Annotated in this window: 14 protein-coding genes; 5 read left to right on the top strand and 9 right to left on the bottom strand. The window is 62.5% G+C overall.

Annotated elements, in window-relative coordinates; all coding sequences use genetic code 11:
• Positions 1-5 precede the first annotated feature (5 nt).
• The 4 genes from QM996_RS01635 to edd all read left to right on the top strand — a co-directional run bounded on the left by QM996_RS01635 (position 6) and on the right by edd (position 5584).
• Entirely contained in the window at positions 6-1292 is a 1287-nt protein-coding gene (locus QM996_RS01635) for an NAD(P)/FAD-dependent oxidoreductase (RefSeq protein WP_500269012.1), read from the top strand.
• 95 nt (positions 1293-1387) lie between these two features.
• The gene (gene zwf / locus QM996_RS01630; protein ID WP_500269011.1) at positions 1388-2863 is read left to right on the top strand and encodes a glucose-6-phosphate dehydrogenase; all 1476 of its coding nucleotides are present in this window, start codon (positions 1388-1390) and stop codon (positions 2861-2863) included.
• Positions 2864-2870: 7 nt separating this feature from the next.
• A complete protein-coding gene (gene pgl / locus QM996_RS01625) occupies positions 2871-3569 on the top strand; it encodes a 6-phosphogluconolactonase (RefSeq protein WP_500269010.1) in 699 nt (232 codons plus the stop codon).
• 194 nt (positions 3570-3763) lie between these two features.
• On the top strand, positions 3764-5584 hold the full coding sequence (gene edd, locus QM996_RS01620) for an IlvD/Edd family dehydratase (protein ID WP_500269009.1): 1821 nt from the start codon (positions 3764-3766) through the stop codon (positions 5582-5584).
• A gap of 97 nt (positions 5585-5681) precedes the next feature.
• On the opposite strand, the gene QM996_RS01615 is transcribed toward edd, so the two are convergent.
• From QM996_RS01615 to QM996_RS01585, 7 genes are all read right to left on the bottom strand, one after another.
• Positions 5682-6053 (bottom strand): GFA family protein, encoded by a 372-nt coding sequence (locus QM996_RS01615; RefSeq protein ID WP_500269008.1) that lies wholly within the window; start codon positions 6051-6053, stop codon positions 5682-5684.
• A gap of 71 nt (positions 6054-6124) precedes the next feature.
• Complete coding sequence (locus QM996_RS01610) at positions 6125-6535, bottom strand: hypothetical protein (protein ID WP_500269007.1); 411 nt, start codon at positions 6533-6535, stop codon at positions 6125-6127.
• Between the two features lie 135 nt (positions 6536-6670).
• Complete coding sequence (locus QM996_RS01605; protein ID WP_500269006.1) at positions 6671-7759, bottom strand: ABC transporter ATP-binding protein; 1089 nt, start codon at positions 7757-7759, stop codon at positions 6671-6673.
• Between the two features lie 53 nt (positions 7760-7812).
• Positions 7813-9465 (bottom strand): beta-galactosidase BglA, encoded by a 1653-nt coding sequence (bglA, locus tag QM996_RS01600; RefSeq protein WP_500270366.1) that lies wholly within the window; start codon positions 9463-9465, stop codon positions 7813-7815.
• 27 nt (positions 9466-9492) lie between these two features.
• Positions 9493-10638 (bottom strand): carbohydrate ABC transporter permease, encoded by a 1146-nt coding sequence (locus QM996_RS01595; protein WP_500269005.1) that lies wholly within the window; start codon positions 10636-10638, stop codon positions 9493-9495.
• Between the two features lies 1 nt (position 10639).
• Entirely contained in the window at positions 10640-11653 is a 1014-nt protein-coding gene (locus QM996_RS01590) for a carbohydrate ABC transporter permease (protein ID WP_500269004.1), read from the bottom strand.
• Between the two features lie 190 nt (positions 11654-11843).
• Positions 11844-13202, bottom strand: a complete 1359-nt coding sequence (locus QM996_RS01585; RefSeq protein ID WP_500269003.1) for an ABC transporter substrate-binding protein — start codon at positions 13200-13202, stop codon at positions 11844-11846.
• A 291-nt stretch (positions 13203-13493) separates the two neighbouring features.
• Between QM996_RS01585 and QM996_RS01580 the strand changes: the two genes are divergently transcribed.
• Positions 13494-14525 carry a helix-turn-helix transcriptional regulator gene (locus QM996_RS01580; RefSeq protein WP_500269002.1) on the top strand — a complete coding sequence of 344 codons (1032 nt, stop codon included), beginning with the start codon at positions 13494-13496 and terminating at the stop codon, positions 14523-14525.
• Positions 14526-14573: 48 nt separating this feature from the next.
• Here QM996_RS01580 and folD read toward each other — a convergent pair whose 3' ends face one another.
• Positions 14574-15473, bottom strand: coding sequence for a bifunctional methylenetetrahydrofolate dehydrogenase/methenyltetrahydrofolate cyclohydrolase (gene folD / locus QM996_RS01575; RefSeq protein ID WP_500269001.1), 900 nt, complete (start codon positions 15471-15473; stop codon positions 14574-14576).
• Between the two features lie 248 nt (positions 15474-15721).
• On the bottom strand, positions 15722-17725 hold the full coding sequence (locus QM996_RS01570) for a GumC family protein (protein WP_500269000.1): 2004 nt from the start codon (positions 17723-17725) through the stop codon (positions 15722-15724).
• Between the last annotated feature and the right edge of the window lie 150 nt (positions 17726-17875).

The raw sequence follows: 17875 nt of genomic DNA, 5'->3' as shown, positions 1-17875 counted from the left end.
TCTCCATGCCCTGGCAAAGCCCGATCTCGCCCGGTTATTCCTGGTATGAGGCAACCGTTCCGGATCGACCAGAGTATCCCGCGATGCCGGGATCGCGAAAAGCCGACGTCGCGATCATCGGCGGCGGCTATACCGGGTTGCAGGCGGCTTACAACCTGGCGCGCCAAGGCGTCGATGTGACCTTGATCGACGCCTGCCGCTTCGGCGACGGTGCCTCTGGCCGCAATGGCGGCCAGTTCGGCACCGGGCAGCGCGCCTGGGCGGACGAGACCGAGGAAAGCCTTGGTCATGAGCGGGCACAGGCACTCTTCGACATGGCCGAGAATGCCAAGCGCTATGTGCTCGACTTCGCAAGCGCGCACGAGATCGACATCGAATTCGTGCCCGGCCAGCTCTCAGTGGGTCACAAGAAGAGTCTCGAAAAAGACTACCGCGACCATGCGGAAGCCATGGCAACGCGCTTCGGCTATCCGCATCTGTCCTTCATGGGCCGCGAGGAAACCGCAAGCCGGCTCGGATCGAGCCATTATCACTTCGGCATCCGCGACGCCGGCACCGGCCACATCCATCCGATGAAGCTGCTGGTCGGTCTCGCGAAACAGGCAGCGCTTGCCGGCGCCAATCTCTTCGAGCAGACGAAAGCCCTAAGGATCGATCGCAGCCGCGGTGCGATCGTCATCACCACGGACCGCGGCACAATCACCGCCGATCGCGTGCTTGTCGCCTGCAATGCCTACATCGACAACCTGGAGCCGGTGAGCGCCAGCCACGTCATGCCGATCCGCTCCTTCATCGGCGCAACCACGGTGCTTTCCGACCACCCGAACGTTATTCCCGGTGGTGAATCGGTCGATGATTCGCGCTTCGTCGTGCGCTATTTCCGCAAGTCACGGGACGGGCGGCTGCTTTTCGGCGGCCGCGAGGCCTACACCGCCGACAACCCGCGCGACATCTCGACCCACATCCGCCGACAGATCAGCGAGATCTATCCGGAACTCGCCAATATCGAGATCACCCATGCCTGGGGCGGCTCCGTCGGTATCACCATGCCGCGCACGCCCTTCTGCCGCGAGGTCATGCCCGGCGTCACCTCGATCGGCGGCTATTCCGGCCATGGCGTGATGCTTTCCAATTATTGCGGCAAGCTCTATGCGGATCTCGCGCTCGGCAAGGACACCGAGCTCGAGCTGCTGAAAGCCCTGAAAATCCCCGCTTTTCCGGGTGGTACTCGGTTCCGCTCCGCCCTTCTCTTCCTCGCGTTAAGCTGGTACGCATTACGCGACAGGTTCTGAGAAGCGTTTCCGCGGCATTTTATTGCACCGCACTCTAGCGCTTTTAAATCGATTAGATTATATGTGCCCGTGACCTGAACAGATCGAGATATCCCATGAGCAGCCAGATCATTCCCGTCGAACCATTTGATTATGTGGTGTTCGGGGGCACCGGCGATCTTGCGGAGCGCAAGCTGTTGCCGGCGCTCTATCACCGCCAGTTGGAAGGCCAGATCACCGAGCCGACCCGTATCATCGGCGCGTCGCGCGCGGCGCTCAGCCATGAGGACTATCGCAAGTTTGCCGTCGATGCGCTGAAGGAACACCTGAAGGCGGACGAGTACAAGGAAGAGGAAGTCGCGAAGTTCGCTGCGCGCGTGTTCTACGTTTCGGTGGACGCCAAGTCGGATCAGGGCTGGGATGCGCTGAAGAAGATCCTCGAAGAGGGCAAAGACCGTATCCGTGCCTTCTATCTCGCAGTCGGCCCGGCGATCTTCGGCGATATTTCCGAACGCATTCGCGATCACAAGCTGATCACCAAGAACACCCGCATCGTCGTCGAAAAGCCGATCGGCCGCGACCTCGCCTCGGCGACCGAACTCAACGACACGATCGGCAAGGTCTTCCGCGAAGAGCAGATCTTCCGCATCGACCACTATCTCGGCAAGGAGACGGTGCAGAACCTGATGGCGCTGCGCTTCGCCAATGCGCTCTACGAGCCGCTGTGGAACTCCGCCCATATCGACCATGTGCAGATCACCGTGTCGGAAGCCGTGGGCCTTGAAAACCGCGCCGGCTACTACGACAAGGCCGGCGCGCTGCGCGACATGGTGCAGAACCACATCCTGCAACTCGTCTGCTTCGTCGCCATGGAAGCGCCGACCTCGATGGACGCGGAAGCGGTCCGCGACGAAAAGCTCAAGGTTCTCCGCGCGCTGAAGCCGATCACCTCGGCGAATGTCGAGCAGGTGACGGTGCGCGGTCAGTACCGCGCCGGTGCTTCGGCCGGCGGCCCGGTCAAGGGCTACCTCGAAGAGCTCGAAGGCGGCATCTCGAACACCGAGACCTTCGTGGCGATCAAGGCCGAGGTCAGCAACTGGCGCTGGGCCGGCGTGCCCTTCTACATCCGCACCGGCAAGCGTCTCGCCGGCCGCATGTCGGAGATCGTCATCACCTTCAAACAGATCCCGCACTCGATCTTCGACAACAATGCCGGCCGCATCTCGGCCAACCAGTTGGTCATCCGCCTGCAGCCGAACGAAGGCGTGAAGCAGTCGTTGATGATCAAGGACCCAGGCCCGGGCGGCATGCGCCTGCGCAACGTTTCGCTCGACATGAGCTTCGCCGAGGCGTTTGCCGTGCGCAATGCTGACGCCTACGAGCGGCTGCTCTTCGACGTCGTCCGCAACAACCAGACGCTGTTCGTACGCCGCGACGAAGTCGAGGCTGCATGGAAGTGGGTCGACCCGATCCTGAAGGCCTGGGAGGAAACCGGGCAGCAGGTCCAGGGCTACACCGCAGGCACCTGGGGTCCGAGCCAGTCGATCGCGCTGATCGAGCGTGACGGCCGCACCTGGAACGATGCGATATAGGTGCCCGATGACGACGCAGCTTCATACCTTCGAAAACGGTGCGGCATTGGCGGAAGGCCTGGCTGAAGCCGTAAGCAGTGCACTTTCTGCCGGCATCGCTGCGCGCGGCGCCGCGAGCATCGCGGTTTCCGGCGGCTCAACGCCCAAGGCTTTCTTCCAGGCGCTGTCCAAGAAGGACATCGCCTGGGACAAGGTGACGGTGACGCTCGTCGACGAACGTTTCGTGCCGCCGGAAAGTGACCGTTCGAACCACGGCCTGGTTGCCACCAACCTGCTTCAGGGCAAGGCGGAAACCGCAAAGTTCCTGCCGCTTTACCACGCCGCCCCGACGGCAGAAGCTGCTGCCGAACTTGCAAGCCGGGAAACGGCCGCAATCGGCGCACCGTTCGACGTGGCCATCCTCGGCATGGGAACGGACGGGCATACGGCGTCGTTCTTCCCCGGTGGATCGCAGCTCGCGCGTGCCATCGACCCGGCAACGCCGCGCGGGGTGATCGCGATGGAAGCGGACGGCGCCGGCGAACCTCGCCTGACCTTCACCTTCGCCAGCCTTCAGGATGCGCGACTGCTGGTGCTGCACATCGAGGGCGAAGGCAAAAAAACCGTTCTCGCCAAGGCGGAAGAGGCCGGCGACGAGAAGGATATGCCGATCCGCGCTATGCTGCGCCGTGCCGCATCGCCGGTGCAGATTTACTGGGCGCCGTAGATCGAATGCTGTTGGGTCGAATAGGCCCAATATCAAGGTGGAGACACGTTCAGCCTGTGGTGCGCCCCACCGGAACGGACACGTGTTTCCGAGAACATGCCGGGACGCGACGTGCGCTCTCCCAAGCTCGCCGCGCTCCGGACCGATGACTGGATGAAGATGAGGAGTCCCAAGGCTCCGGAACAGGATTTGCCATGTCCGCCGATTCCCGCATTGCCTCGATCACCGCTCGCATCGTCGAGCGTTCGAAACCGCACCGCGAACCCTATCTCGACCGCATCCGCCTTGCAGCGTCGAGCGGCCCGCACCGCAGCGTGCTCGGCTGCGGTAACCTTGCGCACGGATTTGCCGTCTGTTCCCCCGCCGAGAAGGTAGCGCTTGCGGGCGACCGCGTGCCCAATCTCGGCATCATCACCTCCTATAATGACATGCTCTCGGCGCACCAACCGTTCGAGACCTATCCGGCGCTGATCCGCGAAGCGGCGCGCGAGGCGGGTGGCGTCGCGCAGGTTGCCGGCGGCGTGCCGGCCATGTGCGACGGCGTCACACAGGGGCAGCCGGGCATGGAGCTGTCGCTCTTCTCGCGCGATCTGATCGCCATGGCCGCTGGTGTCGGCCTGTCGCACAACATGTTCGATTCCACCGTCTATCTCGGCGTCTGCGACAAGATCGTACCGGGCCTCGTCATCGCGGCTCTCACCTTCGGCCATCTGCCGGCCGTCTTCGTGCCTGCCGGTCCGATGACCTCGGGTCTGCCGAACGACGAGAAGGCGCGCGTGCGCCAGCTCTTTGCCGAAGGCAAGGTCGGCCGTGACGAGCTTCTCGAAGCGGAGTCCAAGTCCTATCACGGACCGGGCACCTGCACCTTCTACGGCACGGCCAATTCCAACCAGATGCTGATGGAGATCATGGGCTTCCATCTGCCGGGCGCCTCCTTCATCAATCCCGGCACACCGCTGCGTGACGCGCTGACGAAGGAAGCGGCCAAGCGGGCGCTGGCGATCACCGCCATGGGCAACGAGTTCACGCCCGCCGGCGAGATGATCGACGAGCGCTCGATCGTCAACGGCGTCGTCGGCCTGCATGCGACCGGCGGCTCGACCAATCACACCATGCATCTCGTCGCCATGGCGCGTGCCGCCGGCATCGTGCTCACCTGGCAGGATATCTCCGAGCTCTCCGACATCGTGCCGCTTCTGGCCCGCGTCTATCCGAACGGGCTTGCCGACGTGAACCACTTCCGTGCCGCCGGCGGCATGGGCTTCCTGATCAGCCAGTTGCTTAGCGCCGGCCTGCTGCACGACGACGTACGCACCGTTTTCGGCCAGGGGCTCGACGCCTACAAGATCGACGTCCAGCTCGGCCCCAATGGTGGCGTCCTGCGCGTGCCGACACCGAAGGAAAGTGCCGATCCGAAGGTGCTGGCGACCATCGACCAGCCGTTCCAGCACACGGGTGGCCTGAAGATGCTGACCGGCAATCTCGGCAAGGCGGTCATCAAGATTTCGGCGGTCAAGCCGGATCGCCATGTCATCGAGGCTCCGGCGAAGATCTTCCACGATCAGGCAGAACTCAACGCCGCCTTCAAGGCCGGCAAGCTCGAAGGCGATTTCGTCGCTGTCGTGCGCTTCCAGGGTCCGAAGGCCAATGGCATGCCGGAACTGCACAAGCTGACGACCGTGCTCGGCATCCTGCAGGATCGCGGCCAGCGCGTCGCCATCCTCACCGACGGGCGCATGTCCGGCGCCTCCGGCAAGGTGCCTGCGGCACTCCACGTGACACCGGAAGCCAAGGATGGCGGCCCGATCGCCCGCATCCAGGAAGGCGATATCGTCCGCATCGACGCCGTTGCCGGAACGATCGAGGTGCTGGTCGAGGACATCGCGCTGAAGACGCGCGTGCCCGCGCATGTCGATCTCTCGGATAACGAGTTCGGCATGGGTCGCGAGCTTTTCGCGCCGTTCCGCGCGATTGCAGGTGCTGCCGACCAGGGCGCCAGCGTTCTCTTTCACTGAGACGTAAAGAGCGCCGCCTCTTGATCCGAGGCGGTGCTTTTTCTATAGCCCAACTTTTCTTCGAGGCAGCAGCGAGTTGTGCGTCCACACGATCCGTTTACGGCAGCGGACCGGGGAACATGTCATTGCGCCCATCGTAGCGCTCGATCTCCAGCGCAAAGACATCAACGCCTTCGATGCAGCGGGCATTGATGGAGATCCTGTCGTCCGGGTAGCCGCTGCGCATGATCGGCGTCGAGCAGGTCGGGCAGAAATGATGCCCCTCGTTGAGGCCGCGCCAGATATAGCTCGACAGGCGACGCTTCTCGGTAAGCAGCTTCACTTTGGCTGCATCCACCTTCCAATGCAGGAAACCGGAGCGCCGGCAGGTCGAGCAATTGCACTCGATGAGGCCGGTTAGCTCCTCATCGACCTCGACTGCGATGTCGCCGCAATGGCAGGAAAGCCGATAGGGTCGCTGCATGGCCATGGTCCGATCCGTTGACGAGGACCACAACCATCCATTGAGTCCTGCGGGACGGTCAAGCTCGAGGTCACTGATTAACGGTAGATGTCGAGCGTCCGGTTGCGATGGTTCGGATGGGTGCTGTAGACGAAGATGCGATTGAGATCGCGGTCGGTGAGCAGGCGGAGAAACCGTGCTTCGATGACGTTGTTGGCGTGCACGCGCTTCAGCAGGCAGCCGACCATTTGGATGCGGGCACTCGGGATATCGAGATAAAAGTTCTGCGGCAGCTGATACTGCGTCAGAATGCTGAGGACGGCACCGCTTTTCGACAGCTTGATGATTTCGCAGCGCCGCGAGCTTAGCTGCGTCATACCCTTCTCGGTATACTCGATGCGCGCCTCGTTCCGTGTGTCCTCCAGCGGAAAGTTCACTTCCCGATCGTACATGAAGGACTCTTCCTTGTTCAGGAAGTGCCGCTGCATTACAGGCGCCGCGCCTCTCATCGATATGCCTTTCCTATCCCCTTTTGAAACAGAGTAGCGGCAGAGATTTAACAGAGGGTTTGATCTGCAGGTTGCATTGAAAAAACCCGTCCGATTTCTCGGGCGGGTCGAAAAGCGCGACATCGGTATCGTCACTCAGGCGCGATAGCTGCGCCCATCGGCGTCAAAGAGGTGCAGCTTGGCCTTGTCGGCGGTGAAGCGCACCTTGTCGCCGCGATGAACCGGCAAGATGCCGGGGATCTTGGCGATGATCGGCTCCTTGTCGACGAGCCCTTCGATGTAGAGCAGCGTCACTTCGCCCAGCGCCTCGACGATGGAGACTGTGCCTTCAAACAGGAAGTCCTCGCCAGTCGTGACCTGCAGGTCTTCCGGTCGCGCGCCAAAGCTCGCCGTCTTGCCGTTTTGCGATGAGTCCGTCGGAATATCCAGCGTCACGCTCTTGCCGCCGGTCAGCTTCACCGTCGTCTGCGCGCCGGTCGCGGTAACGGTCGAAGGGATGATGTTCATCGCCGGCGAGCCGATGAACCGAGCAACGAAGAGATTGGCCGGACGCTCGTAGAGCTCCAGCGGCGCGCCCACCTGCTCGATGTGGCCCTGTGACAGCACGACGATGCGATCGGCGAGCGTCATCGCCTCGACCTGGTCGTGGGTGACGTAGATCATCGTCGTATCCGACATCTGCTCGCTGAGCTTGGCGATCTCGATGCGGGTGGCGACGCGAAGCGCCGCATCCAGGTTCGAAAGCGGCTCGTCGAACAGGAAGACCTTGGGATTGCGGCAGATCGCGCGGCCGATGGCGACCCGCTGGCGCTGGCCGCCGGACAGCGCCTTCGGCAGCCGGTCGAGATATTTGGTGAGCTGCAGGATTTCGGCAGCGTTGCGCACGCGGCGGTCGATCTCCTCCTTCGTCTCCTTGGCGATCCGCATGCCGAAGGCCATGTTGTCGTAGACCGTCATGTGCGGATAGAGCGCATAGGACTGGAACACCATGGCGATGCCGCGCTTCGACGGCGGCACGCTGTTGACCCGTTCGCCGTCGATGAACATGTCACCACCAGTGATCTCTTCGAGACCAGCGATCATGCGCAGCAGCGTCGACTTTCCACAGCCGGAGGGGCCGACGAAGACGATGAACTCGCCCTGCTTGATGTCGAGATTGATGCCATGAATGACATCGACCGCGCCGTAGGACTTGCGGATATCTTTAAGCAGCAGACCTGTCATCACACCCTCCCCTTCGATTCTTCCCGTCTATCCTTGCTGTCATAATTCGGTCCTCAGACCAGCCGCGCGAAAAACGCGCCCCAGGCCGGCAAGTTCACCGTTCTGTCCTTCACCTCTGCGATGAAGCCGTGTCCTTCCAACGCGGCAACCGGCTCGTTCGGCAGGTTGGCTGTCGCCGGTGCGCCGCTCATGTTGAACAGGCAGAAGAGCTTCTCGTTGCCGTAACTGCGCACGAAGGCGAGGACCTCTCCATCCGTATTCAGGAACTCGATCTCGCCCTTGGTGAAGGCCGGATGGGCTTTCCTGAACTGCAGGAACCGGCGGTAATGTTCGAGAACGGACGCCTGGTCTCCCTGCTGCGCCGATACGGCACGGGCCAGGTGTTCCGCCGGCACCGGCAGCCAGGGTTTCGCGCTGCCGAAGCCGCCGTTGACCTTCGCACCGTCCCAGACCATCGGCGTGCGGCAGCCGTCGCGGCCCTTGAAATCGGGCCAGAACTGGATGCCATAGGGATCCTTCAGATCCTCATAGGCAAGTTCGGCTTCCGTCAGCGCCAGTTCCTCGCCCTGATAGATGCAGACCGATCCCCGGAGCGACATCAGCAAGCTCGCGAGCAGCTTCGCATGGGCGTCGCGATCGGCGACACCATCGCCCCAGCGGCTGACATGGCGCACGACATCGTGGTTGGAGAAGGCCCAGCAGGCCCAGCCCTCTGGTGCTGCCTTCTCGAAATTGCGCAGAACCTCGGCGACGGTGGCCGGCGTCAGCGGATCCGGCGCCAGGAACTCGAAGGCGTAGCACATATGCATCTTGTCGCCACCGGAGGTGTATTCTCCGGCAATCTCGAGGCCGCGCTGGCTGTCGCCGACTTCGCCGACCGCCGCGATCGCCGGAAACTCGTCCATGACCGCGCGGAAGCGCTTCAGGAACTCCAGGTTCTCCGGCTGGTTCTTGTCATAGAGGTGTTCCTGATAGTTATAGGGGTTCACGGCCGGGGCAGTCTGGGCATTGCGGCGCTCGGGCGCCAGCGCCGGATTGTCGCGCAGCTTCTTGTCGTGGAAGTAGAAGTTGATGGTGTCGAGACGGAAACCGTCGACGCCGCGCTCCAGCCAAAAGCGTTCGACGCCGAGCAGCGCCTCCTGAACTTCCGGATTGTGCAGATTGAGGTCCGGCTGCGAGGTCAGGAAGTTGTGCAGGTAATATTGCAGGCGGGTCGGATCCCAGGCCCAGGCCGAGCCGCCGAAGATCGACAGCCAGTTGTTGGGCGGCGTGCCATCCGGCTTCGAGTCCGCCCAGACGTACCAGTCGGCCTTGGCGTTCGTCCGGCTCGACCGGCTTTCGACGAACCAGGGATGCTGGTCGGAGGTGTGCGACAGCACGAGGTCGATCATCACCCGGATGCCGAGGCGATGCGCCTCCGATATCACGGCGTCGAAATCGGCAAGGCTGCCGAAGATCGGATCGATGTCCGTATAGTTGGAGACGTCGTAACCGAAGTCCTTCATCGGCGAGGTGAAGAACGGAGAAATCCAGATGGCATCGGCACCAAGTGCTGCGATGTGCGGCAGCCGGGCAACGATACCCTTGAGGTCGCCGATGCCGTCGCCGTTCGAGTCCTGGTAGGAGCGCGGATAGATCTGGTAGATCACCGCGCCGCGCCACCAGTCCCGGTCAGGCTGCAAAGTGGATTGGCTCATTTCGGTCATGCTCATTTTGGTCGAAAGTCCCTTTTGTCAGCCGCCCTTGACCGATCCCGCCAGCAGACCGCGCACGAGATAGCGCTGCAGGCTGAAGAAGACGATCAGCGGAACGACGATGGTGATGAAGGCGGAAGCCGTCAGGATTTCCCAATTGCCGCCGCGTGAACCGAGCAAGTTGACGAGCCGGCCGGTCAGAACCAGTTCGTCAGGGCCTGCGCCCAGGAACACGATCGCGACCAAGAGGTCGTTCCAGGTCCACAGGAACTGGAAGATCGCAAAGGAGGCGAGCGCCGGGAAGGACAGCGGCAGGATGATCTTGACGAAGATATCGAAATCGCTGGCGCCGTCGACGCGGGCGGATTCCATGATTTCGCGCGGCAGGCCGGCCATGTAGTTGCGAAGCAGATAGATCGCAAGCGGCAGGCCGAAGCCGGTATGCGCGAGCCAGATGCCGATATAGGTCTTGGCCGGCACACCGAAGAAGGCGCCCACGCCGTTATAGAGCTTCAGCAGCGGGATCAGCGACATCTGCAGCGGCACGACCAGAAGGCCGACCACGACGGCGATCAGTATGGCCCTGCCCGGAAACGGCATCCAGGCGAGTGCATAGGCTGCGAAGGCGGCGATCATGATCGGGATGATCGTCGCGGGAACAGCAACCGTCAGCGAGTTGATGAAGGACCGGCCGATGTTTTCGGCGCCCAGCACCTCGGCATAATTGTCGAAGGTGAAACGAGGCGGTGACGACGCCGTCACGAAGATACGCTGGCCGCGCGAACCCTCCATCTTCTTGTCGGAGACGATCTCGAAACTGCCATCCGCCTGAACGGTCAGCTTTTCGCCGTCGTTGAGTTCGGCGGTCTCGCCGGCCGTGAAGGCGGTCGGCTCGCGGCTCGAAAAGCCGAAAGCGGAGATCTGACCGGTCTGTCCGTCGAGCAGGTTGCCGGAAATCACGAACTTGCCGTCGCGCTCCACCTGTGTGTCCGGCCCCGGCGCCCGGACGACGATGTTCTGCGACGATGTCGAAAGCGCCGTCCACCAGCCGGAAACGGCAAGCTGATCCTTGTCGCGCAGCGACGAGATCAACAGGCCAGCGGTCGGCAGGGTCCAGAGCGCAACGATCAGCAGCACCGAGAGGTGGACGACCCACATGAGGGGGGAGCGTGTCGCTGGATTCATCTCAATGCCCCTTCATTTCCTTGGCCGCATTGCGGATGTTCCAGACCATGATCGGAATGACGAGGATCATGATGACGACGGCGATCGCCGCGCCGCGACCGAAGTCACCGCCCCCGCGGAACATCCAGTCGAACATGAGGTTGGCGAGCACCTGGCTCTGCCATTGGCCGTTGGTCATCGCGAGAACGATATCGAAGACCTTCAAAACCAGGATGGTGATGGTCGTCCAGACGACGGCGATCGTGCCCCAGATCTGCGGCACCATGATCTTGAAGAAGATCTGCCAGCCATTGGCGCCGTCGATGACGGCCGCTTCGATCGTTTCCTCGGGAATGCCGCGCAGCGCCGCGGACAGGATGACCATCGCAAAACCCGTCTGGATCCAGACGAGGATCGCCATCAGGAAGAAGTTGTTCCAGAAGGGCAACGTGATCCAGGCTTGCGGGGCACCGCCGAAAGCGACGACGATGGCGTTCAGAAGACCGATCTGCTCGGCGCCCTCGGGGCGAAAATCGTAGATGAACTTCCAGATGACCGCGGCGCCAACGAAGGAGATCGCCATCGGCATGAAGATCAGCGTCTTGGCGATATTGCCCCACCAGATACGATCGGTCAGCGCAGCGATGATAAGACCGAAAAAGGTTGCGAGTGCGGGGACAACCAGCAGCCAGAGGAAGTTATTGTAGATCGACTGGCGGAACTCGCCATCATTGATCATCCAGGCATAGTTGCTGGCGCCGACGAAGTTCTGTCCCGCGCGATCATGAACGCTGTACCAGAGCGACATGAAGACGGGATAGATAAGGTACACCGTCAGCGCAAGGAGCGCCGGCCCCAGGAACAGCCACGGGCGGATGGCGTTGGTGATGCGCAGGTTCCTTGAGGCGACGGCACCGGACTTCCCTTTCGACGGGAAGATCAGGTCGAGAATGAAACTGGTTCCCCAGAAATAGGCGGCACAGCCGATGACCCCGCCCAGCATGAACCCTGCAGCCTTCACAAGCTGAAACAACATGACATGTCCCTCCCCCTCGGTGCACGATCACGTGCAGGGCTGGCGATTGTCGCCGTTCTCATTGGGGCCCGCCACTTCTCATGGTTAAGAGCGGGAGGCGAACGGAAAACCGCATACAATTTTCCTCGTCCCGCTCTGGCGCGCCCGGGTCGGCAACGGGCGGCATTTCTGCCGCCCGTCTTCGGTTGTGTTACTTGATGGCGTCCCAGGCCTTCTGGACGCCGTCGGCGACGTCGGCCGACGACTTGCCGCCGACGAAATCGACCATGCCGGTCCAGAATGCGCCTGCGCCGATCTTGCCCGGCATCAGGTCGGAACCGTCGAAGCGGAAGGTGGTGGCGTTCAAGAGGATCTCGCCCTGCTTCTTCAGCGGCGGGTTGCCGTAGGTCTCGACGTTGACGCTCTTGTACGGCGTCAGGAAGCTCGTCTGTGCCATCCAGACTTCATGCGCGATCGGCGTCTTCAGGAAGTCGATGAAGGCGCGCGCGGCCGGCGAATCCTTGGTGATCATCGCCAGCGTGCCGGCGCCGAGCACCGGATTGCCGAGGTCCTTCTTGCTCTCGTATGGCGGCATGTAGAAGAAGTCGGCGTCTTCGCCGATCACCGTTCCCTCCGGGAAGAAGGACGGGATGAACGATGCCTGGTGGTGCAGGTAGCACTTCGGCGGCGAGGCGAAGAGGCCCTTCGGGCTGTCGCGGAAGTCGGTGGAGGCAACGGCTGCGGCACCACCATCGACGAACTTGTCGTTCTTGGCGAACCAGCCGAATTCGTCGAGCGCACCGACGACGGCAGGATCGGTGAACGGGATCTCGTTCTTGACCCACTTGTCATAGACGTCAGCCGGCTGCGTGCGCAGCATCAGGTCTTCCACCCAGTCGGTCGCCGGCCAGCCGGTCGCGCCGCCGGAACCGAGGCCGATGCACCAGGGCTTGCCGCCGTCGGCGGCAATCTTCTCCGTCAGCGCCTTCAGCTCTTCCATGGTCTTCGGCACTTCGTAGCCGGCGTCCTCGAAGTTTTCCGGTACGTACCAGACGAGCGACTTCACGTCGATCTTGTAGGGGAAGGCATAAAGCGCGGCGTTGCCGTCCTTGCCCTTGTAGGTCGAAAGATCGACCCAGGACTGGCCGGCGGCGTAGTTGTCGAGCAGCCACTTCTGGGTGTCGTCGCCGAGCGGCGTCAGGTAGCCCTTGGAGGCGAGATCGGCGATCAGACCCGGCTGCGGGAGGATCGAGATTTCGGAGGGGCTGCCGGCCTGGGTGTCGATGACGATCTGTTGCTCATAGTTTTCCGAGGACGAATACTTGATTTCCGCGCCGGTCGCCTCGGTGAAATAGGCATAGACGCTCTTGAACAGCGCCTCGTCCTCGCCGCGCCACGGACCGAAGATGGTCAGCGTCTGCCCCTTGAGGTCGTGGCCCTTCTTGAATTCCTCGAAGCTTGCCCAGTTGAACTTCTTGTCTTCACCCGGCTTGAACTTGAGGTCCGCGGCGCCGGCGGCCCCTGCGAACAGGGCAAACGCCGCCACGCCCAACAGCAATGATCTCTTCACGTCCTTCTCCTCCCAAGATGAACCCGGATCCCGCCGGGCAGACGACAATGCGCAAAAATTCAAAGCGCTTTGAGTTCGCTAACAAACCATTGCGACACTCCAGGAGTCAAGAGATTTCCCATCTCTGTCCTCGATGCGACGATTTTGTGCTTTGCGGTAACATTTTGCACCGCGCAATGGTTGAATTCCGCTTTGTTGCTCGAAAAACGGATGCTACACAAACCCTTGGCGCTGGGACCAAACACCAAAAATCATACGGATATCCAAAGCGCTTTGGGAGGAATCCTGGCCATGGCGGTCAATCTCAAGCAACTTGCGGAACTGCTCGGCCTGTCGCAGACGACGGTCAGCCGGGCGCTGAACGGCTATCCGGAGGTCAATGCCGAGACCCGCCGGCGCGTGCTGCAGGCCGTGCGCGAGACCGGCTACAGGCCCAACCGCGCCGCCCAGCGGCTGGCCACAGGCAGGGCCTATTCCATCGGCATGGTCATGCCGATCGCACCCGGCATCGATTCCGACGTGCATTTCGGCGAATTCCTGGCGGGCCTTGCGGAAGAAGCGGTCAAGCACGACTTCCACTTCGTGCTCAATCCGAGCGCGCCGGAAGACGAGGAAGTGACGTTCCGGCGGCTGGCGGCGAGCGGCAATGTCGATGCCCTGTTCCTTGCTTATATGCGCGCCAACGACCCGCGGATCGCCATGCTGAAATCGCTGTCGATCCCCTTTCTTGTCCACGGCCGCTCGATCGGCGAAAGCCGGGACTATCCCTTCCTCGACATCGACAATACGGCCGCCTTCTACGACGCGGCGCGGCTGCTCATCCAGCTCGGGCATCAGCGGATCGCGCTGATCAACGGCCCGGAATATCTGACCTTCTCCATCCGCCGTCAGAAGGGGATGCTCAGGGCACTCTCCGAACACGGCCTCACGCTCGACGAAGCGCTGGTCCAGCATTCCTTGATGACGGACGAACACGGCTACCGCAGCATGCAGCGCTTTCTGCAGCATTCGCAACCGCCAACGGCGGTGCTGTGTTCAAGTACGGTATTGGCCCTCGGCGCCGTCCGAGCGATCAATCAGGCGGGATTGAAGATCGGCGAGGACATTTCGCTGATCGCCCATGACGACGTGTTGCCGATGCTGAAGCCAGAGAATTTCAGCGTTCCGCTGACGACGACGCGCTCGTCGCTCCGGGCCGCCGGAGCCCGGATCGCCACACGGCTGATTGGCGGCATCCTGAAACGTGGCGACTATCCGGAACAGGAACTCTGGCGCGCCGAGCTCATCGTGCGCGCGTCAACCGGGCCGGCGCCGCAAAAATGAAAACGCACCGCAATCGCGACGCGTCTCGTCATTCCATGTGAATTGGGGTCAGAAGCGCGGCGGCTTGCGGCCAGCCTTGCGATAGGCGGCAATCACCGTGTTCGCCATCAGCATCGCAATCGTCATCGGGCCGACACCGCCCGGGACCGGCGTGATCACGCTCGCCACCTCGGCAGCCTCGGCGAAGGCCACGTCGCCAACCAGCTTCGATTTGCCCTCACCCTTTTCCGGCGCGGGCACCCGGTTGATACCGACATCGATGACCGTCGCGCCGGGCTTCACCCAGTCGGCTTTCACCATTTCGGGACGACCAACGGCGGCAACGAGGATATCGGCATTGCGGCAGACGGCTGCCAGATCCTTGGTGCGCGAATGGGCCGTCGTCACGGTCGCATTGGCAGCAAGCAGCAGGGCCGACATCGGCTTGCCGAAGAGGTTCGAGCGGCCGATGACGACAGCGTTCAGCCCGGAGAGGTCCTCGCCGTGTGTCTGGCGCACGAAGACCATGGCACCGGCCGGCGTGCAGGAGACGAGACCACCTTCGAGATCGCCGGTCGCGAGCTTGCCGGCGTTGACGATGTGCAGGCCGTCGACGTCCTTTTCCGGCAGGATCGACTGGATGATCGGCTCGGACTTCAGGTGCTTCGGCAGCGGCAACTGCACGAGAATGCCGTGAATGGAGGGATCCGCATTGAGCTCCGCAACCAGGGCGGCGAGCTCTTCCTGTGTGGTTGCCTCCGGCAGGGTGTGCTGGATCGACAGGAATCCGCACTCCTTGGCCATCTTGCTCTTCGACGAAACATAGGCGTGGCTTGCCGGATCGTCGCCGACGATCACGACGGCGAGACCCGTGCGAACACCGGCATCCGTCTCGAGCGCCTTGGTCGCAGCTTTCACAGTCTCGATGACCGAAGCGGCGACTTTCTTGCCATCAATCACGGTCGTCACAGCATGTTCCTCCTGGCTTCCTGTTCACGGGGCACACTCTAGTTCGCCCGGGAAAAGGCGATGGCCTCAAAGCGCCCTATGCTGTCCCAAACGCATAAATGCAAGAGGCGATGGAGCGCTTGGCGTTCGTTTCGCTCCGCCTAGCGGCATTTCCTTTCACAGGTGAGAGGCGAGCCTGGCTTCGCTCAAAGGCATGAGCGCGATCTCTGCACGATTGCGAAGTGAATGAGCCCACGCTCGGGGACGGCTTAGCCACGCGCCAGTTTCTGCCGGGAGTAATGCTCGACGCGGGACCTCAACGCGCGAAGGTCTTCCTGCACCTTGGCAATATCGCTCTCGGCTTCTGCATACGACAGTGGGCGCAGCGTGGAGCTTCCCGCTTCGCCACGACGGGCGGCGACATAAGCGGCCGTCAGCGATTGAGCATGATGCGCCGCAGGGCTGAACGGCGGCGGAAGATCGGACTTGGCGGACGCCGGCTCGGACCGCGGCTGCGTGCGCGGCGAGGGTTCGGGATCACCCTCCGGCTCCGGTGGTTCCGGATCCTGATCGCGCTGCTGCCGTGCACCAGTGGCGGCAAACAAACCGCGCATGCTGCGGTAGATGCCGAGCAGCACGCCTAGGCCGAAGCCGGCGAAGAAGCCGGCCATCGTGGCGGCAATCACGATGATCTTGCGGGACGGACCTTTTGCCTGCAACGCCGGCTCGGCCTTGGAGATCACCCGGATGTTCTTCGCCGTCAGCTTTTCTTCTTCGCGCGTTTCGCCGGCGCGCTTCAGGAAGGATTCGTAAATTTCGCGGGTTGCCGCGGCTTTCCGCTGCAGCTCACGCAGTTCGACGAATTCCGCGGAAGAATCGATCTGCCGCGCCTTCTGCACGGCAAGCTGCCGCACCAGGTCCTGTTCGGTGCGTTGGGCGCGATCGAGTTCGGTTCCGGCCGCGGCCGCAATGCGGTGCAATTCATTGGCGATTTCGGAGCGCGAGGCTTCGAGCGCCTGCTGGGCTGCGATCCGTTGCGGGTGGCGTGGCCCGAGGCTGGCGTCAAGCGCGCTCAGTTGCGCCCTGGTCGCGGCATATTGCTTGCGCAGTTCGGACAGCGCCAGCGAGCTGATTTCCTCCGGATAGGCGCCGGTCAGAACGTCGTTCAACTGCACCTTGCCGGAGGCTTCCGCTTTCGCTTTTGCTTCGGCGATGCGGTTGCGGGCGGCGGCCACCTGGTCACTGAGGCTCAGCAGCTGCTTGTCGGCGATCAACTCGCCGCCGGCGCCGACGATGTCGTTGGTCGCCTTATAGTCCTCGACCGCCTTCTCGGCCGCATCGAGCTCGGCCTTCAATTCCTTGATGCGGGCGTCCAGCGCCACCGTCGTCTTCTGGAAGAAGCCGGATTGCGCTGCGGTTTCCTCGCCAAGGAAGGTTTCGACCAGCCGGTTGGTGATCCGCGCCGACTTCTCGGGATCACGCGTCTGTGCCTCGACCGTGACGATGAAGGTCTTCGGGTCGCGCCAGACCTGGATCGCTTCGCTCAGCTTCTTCAGCATACGAGCGGATGCGTCGCCGCCGCTCTTGCCTGCAAATTCCGCATCCTTCTCGAGGTCGAGGCCGGCTGCAACCTTCTCCATGACGGTGCGTGAGCGCAGCACTTCGAGCTGGCTGTCGACGAGCGCGAGAATGCCTTCGGTCGCCAATGATTGTTTCGACAGATCGGAATCGGTGAGCCGCACCTCGCGCGGATCGATATAGAGCTTGCTTTCGGAGACGTAGACGCTGGGCGTCGAAAGCGCAAGCAGTATGCCGCCCACGGCACCGAGCGCAGTCGTTGCAAGAATGATCTTGCGAAGCTGCCAGACGGAGCGCAGGACCGTCTCGATGTCGACGAGAGGGCGGTCACCCGGTGCGTCAGCGGCGGGCGCGACCGCCGCCTGGGCATCGCCCGATCGGCTGTCGGCCAGCCATCGTACCAGCCTGTCCCCCATGCCGCTCAAGGCGCGGCGATGCTTGATCGATCCCTTGCTTCCCTTCAGAGCTTTCCCGCCGCTTGTCGGCTGCGCCGCGGAACGGTTCGTGTCCCGCGCGCGGGACCGGCCGCTCGGGCCATCGGCTGAGGGCAGGCGACTGCGCAGAGGAGAATTGGCCGCGGATGCGCCGGCCGCACGGGGCTTTTGCACGCGCGGGGAACCGCGCGTGTCCTCGGCTAGGAAGTCGAGCAACGATGCACGCGGAACCGGGCGTTTCTCGTCGTCGATGTCGAACATGACTGATCCCGCGGCTGCCGAGACGGCGAATTCCGAATAGTGAAGCCAAGCTAAGCAAACATGGAAAACAAATGGTTAATTTCGATAGATCGGCGGGTGCAAACGGGCCGATCTCACGCCTTATTAAGCTTTCCCGGCTATGACCGTAGA

Source organism: Sinorhizobium chiapasense (assembly GCF_045277575.1).
GTDB classification, from domain to species: Bacteria; Pseudomonadota; Alphaproteobacteria; order Rhizobiales; family Rhizobiaceae; genus Ensifer; species Ensifer chiapasense_A.
The sequence above is the reverse complement of the archived record's forward strand: the minus strand, read 5'-3'. Positions and strand labels throughout refer to the sequence as shown.

What these genes read in the sequence shown, in the direction of transcription:
- QM996_RS01635 (WP_500269012.1), top strand. Translation starts at nt 6, where the DNA reads ATGCCCTGGCAAAGCCCGATCTCGCCCGGTTATTCCTGGTATGAGGCA.
- zwf (WP_500269011.1), top strand. Translation starts at nt 1,388, where the DNA reads ATGAGCAGCCAGATCATTCCCGTCGAACCATTTGATTATGTGGTGTTC.
- pgl (WP_500269010.1), top strand. Translation starts at nt 2,871, where the DNA reads ATGACGACGCAGCTTCATACCTTCGAAAACGGTGCGGCATTGGCGGAA.
- edd (WP_500269009.1), top strand. Translation starts at nt 3,764, where the DNA reads ATGTCCGCCGATTCCCGCATTGCCTCGATCACCGCTCGCATCGTCGAG.
- QM996_RS01615 (WP_500269008.1), bottom strand. Translation starts at nt 6,053, where the DNA reads ATGGCCATGCAGCGACCCTATCGGCTTTCCTGCCATTGCGGCGACATC.
- QM996_RS01610 (WP_500269007.1), bottom strand. Translation starts at nt 6,535, where the DNA reads ATGAGAGGCGCGGCGCCTGTAATGCAGCGGCACTTCCTGAACAAGGAA.
- QM996_RS01605 (WP_500269006.1), bottom strand. Translation starts at nt 7,759, where the DNA reads ATGACAGGTCTGCTGCTTAAAGATATCCGCAAGTCCTACGGCGCGGTC.
- bglA (WP_500270366.1), bottom strand. Translation starts at nt 9,465, where the DNA reads ATGACCGAAATGAGCCAATCCACTTTGCAGCCTGACCGGGACTGGTGG.
- QM996_RS01595 (WP_500269005.1), bottom strand. Translation starts at nt 10,638, where the DNA reads ATGAATCCAGCGACACGCTCCCCCCTCATGTGGGTCGTCCACCTCTCG.
- QM996_RS01590 (WP_500269004.1), bottom strand. Translation starts at nt 11,653, where the DNA reads ATGTTGTTTCAGCTTGTGAAGGCTGCAGGGTTCATGCTGGGCGGGGTC.
- QM996_RS01580 (WP_500269002.1), top strand. Translation starts at nt 13,494, where the DNA reads ATGGCGGTCAATCTCAAGCAACTTGCGGAACTGCTCGGCCTGTCGCAG.
- QM996_RS01570 (WP_500269000.1), bottom strand. Translation starts at nt 17,725, where the DNA reads ATGTTCGACATCGACGACGAGAAACGCCCGGTTCCGCGTGCATCGTTG.